Annotated in this window: 8 protein-coding genes; 4 read left to right on the top strand and 4 right to left on the bottom strand. The window is 57.7% G+C overall.

Features of this window, described 5'->3' with window-relative positions; all coding sequences use genetic code 11:
- Positions 1-11 precede the first annotated feature (11 nt).
- The gene (locus AXW67_RS02430) at positions 12-293 is read right to left on the bottom strand and encodes a LexA family protein (RefSeq protein ID WP_063675745.1); all 282 of its coding nucleotides are present in this window, start codon (positions 291-293) and stop codon (positions 12-14) included.
- Positions 294-331: 38 nt separating this feature from the next.
- Here AXW67_RS02430 and AXW67_RS02425 point away from each other — a divergent pair, with 38 nt between their 5' ends.
- Positions 332-1,462 (top strand): IS630 family transposase, encoded by a 1,131-nt coding sequence (locus AXW67_RS02425; RefSeq protein WP_063675747.1) that lies wholly within the window; start codon positions 332-334, stop codon positions 1,460-1,462.
- On the opposite strand, the gene AXW67_RS02420 is transcribed toward AXW67_RS02425, so the two are convergent.
- Positions 1,426-2,421: an acyltransferase family protein gene (locus tag AXW67_RS02420; protein ID WP_161491216.1), complete on the bottom strand. Its 996-nt coding sequence runs from the start codon at positions 2,419-2,421 to the stop codon at positions 1,426-1,428. The genes AXW67_RS02425 and AXW67_RS02420 overlap by 37 nt on opposite strands.
- Positions 2,422-2,897: 476 nt before the next feature.
- Here AXW67_RS02420 and AXW67_RS41520 point away from each other — a divergent pair, with 476 nt between their 5' ends.
- Positions 2,898-3,176, top strand: a complete 279-nt coding sequence (locus AXW67_RS41520) for a hypothetical protein (protein WP_145927369.1) — start codon at positions 2,898-2,900, stop codon at positions 3,174-3,176.
- Positions 3,177-4,131: 955 nt separating this feature from the next.
- The gene (locus AXW67_RS02410) at positions 4,132-6,060 is read left to right on the top strand and encodes an acyltransferase family protein (RefSeq protein WP_063676338.1); all 1,929 of its coding nucleotides are present in this window, start codon (positions 4,132-4,134) and stop codon (positions 6,058-6,060) included.
- Positions 6,061-6,085: 25 nt separating this feature from the next.
- On the opposite strand, the gene AXW67_RS42600 is transcribed toward AXW67_RS02410, so the two are convergent.
- Entirely contained in the window at positions 6,086-6,247 is a 162-nt protein-coding gene (locus AXW67_RS42600; protein WP_161491215.1) for a hypothetical protein, read from the bottom strand.
- A gap of 144 nt (positions 6,248-6,391) precedes the next feature.
- Positions 6,392-7,270 carry a hypothetical protein gene (locus AXW67_RS02400; RefSeq protein ID WP_051310927.1) on the bottom strand — a complete coding sequence of 293 codons (879 nt, stop codon included), beginning with the start codon at positions 7,268-7,270 and terminating at the stop codon, positions 6,392-6,394.
- Positions 7,271-8,721: 1,451 nt separating this feature from the next.
- Here AXW67_RS02400 and AXW67_RS40060 point away from each other — a divergent pair.
- Positions 8,722-9,750 carry an FkbM family methyltransferase gene (locus AXW67_RS40060; protein ID WP_145927368.1) on the top strand — a complete coding sequence of 343 codons (1,029 nt, stop codon included), beginning with the start codon at positions 8,722-8,724 and terminating at the stop codon, positions 9,748-9,750.
- Positions 9,751-9,809 lie beyond the last annotated feature (59 nt).

Raw genomic sequence — 9,809 nt, 5'->3', positions numbered from 1 at the left:
CTAGTGGTTCATCACAGTGATTTTGACGTTTTGATACCGAGCCATCCGAGGATAGGCAACTTTTCGGGTGGCAAGAGGATCTCGATGCTTCGAGCGACGCCGGGCTGGCGACGAATGAACCCGTTGCGTTCGAGGGTGAGGATCATCTGGTGGACTGACGGCGGGCTGACGCGGAAATGCCGCTGGATGTCGGCCTCGGCGGGCGGCTGTCCGAACATGTACGAGTAGGTATGGATGAAAGCGAGATAGTGTCCCTGCTTCTCGGTGAAGTGCGCGCCTGATTTTTGACTCATAGCTGGATTCGTCCCGGCCTCCGACAAGGAGGCGAAGCATGAATGTACGTTATCGGGTCGAATTGAGCCAAGCCGAGCGGGACGAACTGACGGCAATGCTCGGCGGCGGCACGCATTCCGCCCGCAAACTCAAACGGGCTCAGATTGTGCTGGCGGCCGATTCAGGCAGCTGCGACGCGGAGATTGCCCGAACCGTCCGGGTCAGCCTTTCCACCGTCGGCCGGACCAAACGCCGTTTCGTAGAAGGCAATCTGGAGCGGGCCTTGAGTGAGGAGCCGCGTCCGGGCGCGGAACGCAAGCTGACAGGCAAGGAAGAGGCCCTGCTGGTGGCGACGGCATGCGCCAAGCCGCCCGCCGGCCGCAAACGCTGGACGCTGACATTGCTGGCCGACGCGATGGTCAAGCTCACCGATCACGCCAGCCTGTCGGGCGAGACCGTGCGCCGCCGGCTGGCCGACAACGACCTCAAGCCGTGGCGCCGGGATATGTGGTGCATTCCTCATGTCGACGGCGAATACGTCGCCCGGATGGAGGATGTGCTCGATCTCTACGCCGAGGCGCCGGATCCCGAGCGGCCCCTGGTTTGCTTCGACGAGACCCCAGTCCAGCTGATCGGCGAGGTACGCCAGCCGATCCCTGCCCAACCGGGACAGCGCGAGCGCTACGATTACGAATATCGCCGCAACGGTACCGTCAATCTCTTCGTCACCTTCGATCCGCATCGCGGCTGGCGCAATGTCAAGGTTACAGACCACCGCGCCGCGGTCGACTACGCGCACTGCATGCGCGAACTCGTCGACGTCCACTATCCCAATGCCGCCTGCATCCGTGTGGTGCAGGACAATCTGTCGATTCATACGGCCGGCGCGCTATATCAGGCATTTGCGCCTGCCGAGGCCCGTCGCATCCTGCGCCGCCTCGAGTTCCACTACACCCCGAAACACGCCAGCTGGCTCAATATGGTCGAGTGCGAGATCAGCGTGCTGCAGCGCCAGTGTCTCGGCCGTCGCATCGACGATCCCAAAAGGCTTCGAAAAGAAATCGCAGCATGGCAACGGCAGCGAAACAAGGCGCGAGACCGCATCAAATGGATGTTCACAACCGACAAAGCCCGCGCCAAACTCGGTCGCGCCTATCCAGTTGCCGCCAAAGAGTCAAAACCACTGTGATGAACCACTAGGTAGAGCGAGTAGCTCCAACGGCCGCCACGAACGAGAACTGATGCGGCCGCATTGGCGTGGATCTCCCACCAGATGCACATTGCAAAGATCGGCGCGGCCACCGGAAGTGAATAAATGTAGTGAACAGTCTGAGTGTAGTGAAGCCATCCAGTCGCAAACATAGTAAGCGCCAGCACTGCGCGCGATGGCCAGATCAAAAGGCCAATCTGGACGGAGCGACGTCGCACCGCGAGGTCTGCGAGCAGACATCCCAGAAGCCAGATCGGCAGATTGTGGAGAACGTCTCTCAGACTGAGGAGGGCAAAGAAGGCTGCGCCGCCTTCGTCGACCAAAGACGGAATTCCTAGGCACCAATAGCTGATCGTATAGCTTATAATGATAATTGGCACCCATCCGAACCTGCGCCAAGCGCCTCTTAGAATGGGGTAGAGCGAGTAGTACACAATCTCGCAGATCAGGCTCCAGGTTATAAAGCCCGCGTAGGGATTGTAGCTGACGCCGAGGAAGAAGGCTGGAATCAGGATCGCGCAGAAGGGGAGCACGATGCGAATATATCGCCTCGCAAAATAGGCCCTCCAACTCACTGGCGGCGCGTCGACGTAGGGGGCGTGAATGCAGAAGCCCGAGACAATGAAGAATATGCTGACAGCTGCTGTACCGAAGAGGGCACTCCGGTAAAGGGTTTCAGCGGAATCAAATCCATAATGGCCCAGATAATCCATCAAGATGGGAACCGAATCGTGATGAAGGGCTACAACAATGGCCGCAACAAAGCGAACCGCGTCAAGCGCGTCATAGTGCCTGTTCATGTGAGCACTGAATTCCCCGCCCTGATTGAATGGTTGGCTACCGCTACCATGGAGGATTGTCCCTAGCAATGGCCGTGGTGCGTTGTTAGTCGCCACACCTATGACGAGGTCTGCCCCTGAAACCGAAAGGACAGCCATGGGCGCTTCCAACTTCGACGCCAGCCTGAGATTCCTCCCTTCAATCCGAGAGCGGCGACGATGACGACCCGGCGGGACCACGGCGGCCGGACCTCCCGGGGGCACCACCCAGCGGGAATACGACGCCTGGTGCGCCGAGCATAATTGGGCGTCCATGGAATCCGTGGTGCGACAGCCTGCCGTCGGGACCGACATCTGACGTGGCAGTAAATGCGATGTGCACGATTCGAGATGGTGTCGGCATGAAGAAAGCCTGGCACTAGCTGATTGGCCCGATCTTCGTCATCGCATGGTTCTAGTATTTCGAAACAGAGGCGTTGATTCACCCCGGTCAATCCGACACGATCTCGACGATCGGCGCGAAATGGCCTCTTGCGATATTCGCCTGCGGATGTTTCGCGGGTGGATTGTCCGTTCATTTCTTTTTGCGTTGGGCGGCAAACCCGCTCGGCAAGGGCTGCGGATAGGAGACAATCGTGGACATGACGGCACTTTGCGAAGCCATTCTGCCGGTGCTCTCGCAGGGCGCGCGAGACGTATTGCGCCTCGTCGGCATGTATCCGCTCTCGAGGGTAGCCGATGTACTCGTTGAGGACGCCGTCACGGTCGAAAAAAATGGCGGGTTTATTCACTTGCCAGGCACTCTTGGACCGCAGCAGGCATATCGCGATCGGATTCTCGCAGCGCCAACGGCTCGCGTCGAAGAAGCCAATCGGCCAAGCAATACAATACCCCGCGTGACCTGGGAGAGCTGACTATCGAACAGCGATCCTAGGACGTTTTGAACCACGACGGCCTGCCCGAAAGGTGAGGAACAGCTCGGCCCATGAAGAAATTGAGGTGCACCGCCCACATGACCATTAAGACTGCTGTGCCCAAGAGGCCGGCCTGAATAGCGATCGCGAGAAACTGATTGTGAGGATCAGGAATGGCCTGGCCGTATGGAGAGGGCCTGTCTGCCTCCAGGGAAGCATCTCCCGGCACCATGGCCGAGGGGAGCTTGTTTCACAAATTCATTCGCCTTCCGCCACAAATCGATACGGCTCGCGGTCGACATTGTGGGCTATTCGGTTTGGACGGTCTTTGCTTGTTTGGTTTCGTTGTCGATGGTGCCTGGGCGTTAACGTGGCGGACATTCATGGCATGCAGATCCGTCTCGATTTCTGCTAGCCAGCGACGTATGAAGGCTGTCGTCAAGCGCTGAATTGGCGCCCAAGAGTCATGTCGGACACCGACGGGCCTTGATGAGCAATTGGCCTTTGCGATCTTTCACACGAAGGGCATGCTCGAGGATTTGCTCAGCACATACATCGCCGGCTACAAGGCGGGACGCGAATGAAGCGTCGGCGCCGATCGCAGAGGAAGCGCAGCCGGCAGCGGCTGGCCGCGCATCGGCGGCGGCTGTCGCACTGGTCTCGAAATAGAACGCTGTGGGGCTCGAAAATTCATGTCCCGGCAGCGTTTATTCTCAAACTGAGCGCTGAAATCCCAGTGCACTCCAATCGAGCAAGGGGCATGCCACACGTCGGTGACGCCGCTCACAGCGATCCCACCCAAAGCTCAGATCACTGAGGTCTGGCGCCGTTGCGGGCCCTAGGCCACCCGTCGAAAGCCGTAGTACAAGCGTTAACAGGCATTTCTAATGCTTGTCGGAACCAAAGTGGAGTGTTACCCAACGTGTCTCTCTAGAATTGAGACACAGAGACCGGGTTGCGAAATACGTACCGCCCAGACATCGACGGCCTGCGCGCTATAGCTGTCCTGGCGGTTATCGCCTTTCATGCGGTTCCCAACGCGCTTCCAGGCGGCTTCATTGGCGTCGATATATTCTTCGTCATTTCTGGCTATCTGATAAGCCGCAACATTTTGTTGGCAGTCGGCGCAGAGCAGTTTTCCTTCGCCGACTTCTACCTCCGTCGAGCTCGGCGAATCCTGCCAGCGCTTTACTTCACGGTCCTTGCCACCTTCGCGGTTGGCGTCGCGCTGTTTTCTCCAGAGGCGCTCCGCTCGTTGGCGAAGGAGACCACATCGGCGGTCCTCTCAATCTCCAACGTCGAATATTGGCGGGAGTCACGGCAGTACTTCGCCGCAGCATCGGAGCAGCTTGGTCTGCTGCACGTCTGGTCGCTTTCCGCCGAGGAGCAATTCTACCTAGTTTGGCCGGCTCTCTTGCTCGTTACTCAAAGGAAGCTTGGCACCCATCGTATTCCGTTTGCCGTTGGCGCGATTGGTGCGCTCTCTCTGCTCACCGCCATCATCACCCACGCAATCGATCCATCCGCGGCATTCTTCCTGCCTCAGTGTCGGATATTTGAGTTTTGCCTGGGCGTCGCAGTGCTATTCGCGGAAAGGAGGTTCGAACCTCGAGCTGCGGACGCTCTCTTTGTCGTTGGCTCTCTCGCCGTGCTGATTCTACTCTGGCTGCTTCCTGGCGCTAAGCCACTTCAGCCGGCCGCACTGCTGGTCCCGTGTGGGGGCGCCGCGCTGATCATCTTATCAGGCGCGCAGTCGCGGCTAGCGGTCGCTCTGAGTGCTTGGCCGCTGCGCAGCATAGGCTTGATTTCATATTCGCTCTATCTGTGTCATTGGCCCACTCTATTCTTCTATCGGCAATTTCAGTCCGGGCCGATGGGCTCAATTGAGATCGCCGGCCTGTTTGGATTGATGTTTGTGATCGCGACCTCGATGTACATGTGGGTCGAGCAGCCGTTCCGCCGAAGGCGGCCTTCAAATGTGCGATTTGTGGCTTCCTGTTGCATCGTCGGTCTTTCTATCGTCGGCACCGCCTTGATGGCGTACAAGCAGCAAGGCTGGCCGGCCCGGCTTTCGCCGGAGCAACTCGCCCGCAAGCAGCTCGAGCAGTTTGGCATGGCGCCGTGCAAGACCGTCAGTGGCGATGGCTGCCTGTTCGGCGCGACGGGCATGGCGCGCGCCGTTGAGATCCTCGGCGACAGTTTGGTGAACCAGTACGTTGGTGCTCTTGACCCGATACTGAAGAGGCTCAACCGAGCCGGCTATGCTCCGCCCAGTTTCGGGTGTCTCATGCTGGAGGGCCTGACTAGCTCCAGCGAGAACAAGACGCGCGACTGTGCTGGTCTTCGTGAAGGCACGCTCGATCGGCTGGCCAGCGAAATGACGCCGATCATTATCGGTCAGGCCTGGACCGGCTACGCGCCGCTCGGACTACCGGACGGCTCCCTCGTCAGCACGCAGGACGAGATGAACGGAGCCTTCGAGACCGCAATCGAGCGGACAATGGCGCGGCTCGGTGGCCACAGCCGACGCTTCCTCCTGATCGGTGAACAGGTGCCGCTTGCTTGTCCTATCAACGGCGCCAGTTATGAGCGCTCGATGTTGATGGGCAAAATGCGCCCCGAGTGCCCGGAGACGACGCTCGCGCAGGTCAGAGAACGCACTGCATCGATAAACGCGATGCTCCAGCGGGTCCGTGATCGTCACCTCGACAATGTGATCCTGCTACGTCCGGAGGACTATCTGTGCGGCGAGACCTGCATCAACCGCGAGAATGGCGTTTCGCTCTACTACGACGATGAGCACTTCTCGGTCGCAGGAAGCCGGTTCGTCGGACGCCGGGCTGAACCTCTAATCCTCGACTTCATAGGTACTACCGGTGACTGAACCTTCAGCCAGCCAGCAGAGGGGGCTAGTCGGACGAGAAATCCAGCTCGGGATCTCGGTCGCTGAACAGATACTCGCCGACGTAGTACAGCCCTACGAAAGCGCAGAGCCCTACGGCGGCAGCACCGTACATCACCGTGTCAGTGTGGAGGAATGTCTCGAAGTTCTGCACCACGTCCACGAGCATGAATTGGCCCCTCGATTCGGCATCGTTAACATTGAGCAAAGCTTCATTAAAGAATCGTAAATTCTTGGTTGCAATCGGCGACGTCTATCTAGAATTGCTAGAAAGCGAAGTTGCGACTCATGGGGGCCGCTCGATCGCGATCGTTCAACCGAGAGGAGCGTGCACATTCATTTCGATCAATAGCTGGGAGCCGTCCTCGCTGGCCGAGAGCACACGCCAATCCGAAAGTTTGTAAAGATCCACGAATTCAGACCACGCCTTGAATTCGTGGTTCACCGAGTAGAACTCGTCGAACAAAATCAGATATCGATATCTGAGCGTCCCGCAGATCGTGTCCAGGACAGGCCGGGTCGAAATGTACAGATCTGCATCAAAATGGATGAACCGCAAATCGCGAGGCCACCCGCTCCTGATCAGATAGCGCGTCACCGACTCGCTGAACAGGCCCGACTCGATCTCGACGTTTGGTTGTGGGGGCGGCGGAAACATAATCCCGCGTTCAAGGTTCGCGACGACCTCACGGCGCTTTTCGGGCTCATCCGCCCATAATTCAACGGGACCACCAAAGCCTTTGATCGATCCGGCCGGCAATCCATCCCAGGATTCCGGCAGACCCTCGAAGCAATCAAAACCAACCAAACGAAATGTCTGTGGCAGGTGATCGACGAAATACTTCAGTGACCCGCCATTGTTGGTGCCCAACTCAAGGATCGTGCCCGACGCGGAATTCGCGTTGATCCAGTTTATCGCGACATTCCAAATGGGGTGCTTTCCGGTTGTCTTGTTGAACGTCGGTACGATCGTCACGCGATGATCTTTCGCAATCTTCTCACGCCAAAAATGCTCGAAACGCAAAGTGTTTGCGATTTTTTGCGTGGTCAGGCCGAACCATTCGATCTTGTCGATTGCTCTTGAGGGAAGCGAGGATAGTCGAGCCAGCAAGCGCCGAAACTTTCCCGCATGGCGCGGTTTCTCAGCGAAGGGAGCTGTTGCTATAGCGAGCGATTTTATCTCTTGGGCCATCTCGTGTTCCGCTCTCGGACCGGAAAAGAAGAAACATTCAAACATTCAACAGTCAGCACGGGGCGCAAATGCGACGAGCGGAAGAAAAAGACCGGCATTCGCCCGGTCGCAAATGACTGCAATAGAGCGACTTTCCGGGGCAGCCTGGCGAAGCTGCGTCATCGCTAGTTTTTCTAGGCGTCTCATTGGACGGGTGGCGATCGGGTCGCGTTTAAGCGACGCGCAGCGATTCTTGCGCAGGGGACCCGAGGTTCCCCTTGCCGCGGGTCAGGCCTCGAGGCGGGGCCGCTGATCGCCGTCAGGATGCTTTGCGGCAAGGCCGGCCCGAACGTCGCGGGATCTCGAGTCAGATCATTGTCAATCCGATAGTCAATGAGGTTGCTATGCGGACGACCGGCGACAAGAGCGCGGAATGCCGAATTGCAGGCCGCGCGCTCCTGAGCTTCTTGCGTGCCAGGTGCGGGCAAGACGGTGGAAATTCGGTGGCACCACAAGCACCACCCCCACATCCGGAGCAAGCTGGTCGGTGACCGCCTTCAGCTCGTCTCTGTACGGGAAAGTATCACTTACCGGAGCGCCATACGGCGAAGAGGCTGGTCGCGGCGTTTCGTCCGGCCTGTGCTTCGAATCTCCTCGTAGTCAGCGAAGCCATCGTGTCGGTTGTGCGTACCCCAGCCTCGCCCGATCTTGATGCGTCGGGCGGTCAGCTCGATGGTGCGCCGATTCAGGAGGTGACTGAAGTAGCGCAGATTGCTGTCGCCATATAGCCAGTAAGGGAAGACGTCGCCGGGCGCGCGTACAGAGCTATGTGCGCACCAGGGATCATCGATAAAAACGACCAGTGCGCCGGGATGGGGGATGGGTATGATGCCTCAAAAAGAAGTCCAATACGGCCAATTGTCCGTCGGGCAGCGAACCGGTGATGACGAGCTGAACGAACTACTTTTCAGTGGTCTCGGAAAGCTTATCCGGCCTGATCAACCGGCCGATCGAGTTGCCGAAAATTCCGGAGTCAAATCTTGGTCACGTGCCTAGCTGACCTTTGCCAAGGAAAGGCATCGTCGTGCCATGGATCCCGAGCAACCCGAGGCGCCGCTATCATACGGGTCGACTAAGATCATGAGTCCTAGTAGTAGGATGCCGCCCAGCCCGATAATGCTGTAACAAATCGCAAGAGCTCGTCCCCAATCCGTATCGGGATGTCCTCCAAAAAAATTAGATGCGAGGGAGTTGTCCGTTGGCTCATTTCTTTTCGCGCTCAGCGCGATCCCGTTCAACTATCAATGCTCTCGCAACCGTGGCGTGAGCGCAAGAGGTGGCACCGGGCAGCTTGCAAGCTGGCCCCAGCCAGTGGTGGACCGATACCCATGTAGCGCATTCCAGTGGCGGAGAAAATGCTTGTAGAGAAGAGATTGTAACTTGTAGTCCTGTAAGAGAATAGAGAGGCAAGGGTGATCAGACGTCTCATTCGTCATCTGCGACGAAATCCGCTGGACTTCGGGACCAGGAATGCCCTCACGATTGGGGCTATCGTTTTTGCCCCGCTTGATCGCGCAGAATGCCTTCCGATCGTTGTCGATGTCGGTGCTCGGAATGGAATGAGCCTACTCCCGTCATCCTTCGCAGGCCGCGCGCACCTGATAGGCTTCGAGCCGAGCAGGACGGAATTTGAAAAGTTGCGCGATGGTCGGACGGACGCTCTAGCCCACGGCGCAGATATTCCTCGTTTCAAGGTAGAGGAATACCATCCGGTGGCGATGTGGGACCAGAAGGAGGAGCGGACATTCTACCTTACCTCAGGACCCAACTTCTGCACGTTGATGGGTGAATCGGTCCAGCCAGTTGCCGATGCTGTTTTCTTGGACAAGGGCCCTTTTGGATCATTCCATGAAGTGCATACCCGGCTTCTGAGCACCGACAAGGTGGTCTGTGATACATTAGATAACATCGTTGGGAATCGAACCGTAGATCTCCTCAAGCTCGATGTTGAGGGGGGTGAAGCCAAATGCTTGGAGGGCGCTCGCCGTCTCCTCCGGGAGCATCGCGCCCTCGTTATATATTCTGAGTTTCAGACTTTTCCATACTACCATAATCATGGGCTGCTCGGCGACCAGCAAGTCGTTCTTAACGCTCACGGGTATCGTCTACTTGATCTCGATCTAGGCCATCCGACTTATCGTCGTCATGCAAGCGCCAGAGTGCCTAAAAGTGCCGATCGTCGCATGCTCATGGCTGGTGACGCCATTTTTGTGCTTGATCCTGACCGTACCGAAATGTTGCCAGAGATAAAACAGAGGCTTGCTGCAATCAGTATGGCTCTCGGATTTATCTCGTTCGCGCTTTCTTTGCTGCGAGAAGCCAACCTCAATACATCCGATGAGATAGACGCAATTGAGGAAGCCGCCTCTAAAGCGTGGACCGTGCAGAGAATCAGGCGAAGTTGGAATGCTCTTCCGTCAATGGTTGGATCCAGACTTTAGCGGTCATGCTGCGCGGCCAACGCGCCGCACGGTGCCTTGTAATGGTGCACATGAGGCCG

The organism is Bradyrhizobium neotropicale (assembly GCF_001641695.1).
Lineage (GTDB): Bacteria > Pseudomonadota > Alphaproteobacteria > Rhizobiales > Xanthobacteraceae > Bradyrhizobium > Bradyrhizobium neotropicale.
This window is presented reverse-complemented; position numbering and strand designations above follow the sequence as displayed.

Excerpts from the sequence above, each read along its gene's own strand:
- AXW67_RS02420 (WP_161491216.1), bottom strand. The coding sequence starts at position 2,421 with ATGGCTGTCCTTTCGGTTTCAGGGGCAGACCTCGTCATAGGTGTGGCG.
- AXW67_RS42600 (WP_161491215.1), bottom strand. The coding sequence starts at position 6,247 with ATGCTCGTGGACGTGGTGCAGAACTTCGAGACATTCCTCCACACTGAC.
- AXW67_RS02425 (WP_063675747.1), top strand. The coding sequence starts at position 332 with ATGAATGTACGTTATCGGGTCGAATTGAGCCAAGCCGAGCGGGACGAA.
- AXW67_RS02400 (WP_051310927.1), bottom strand. The coding sequence starts at position 7,270 with ATGGCCCAAGAGATAAAATCGCTCGCTATAGCAACAGCTCCCTTCGCT.
- AXW67_RS02430 (WP_063675745.1), bottom strand. The coding sequence starts at position 293 with ATGAGTCAAAAATCAGGCGCGCACTTCACCGAGAAGCAGGGACACTAT.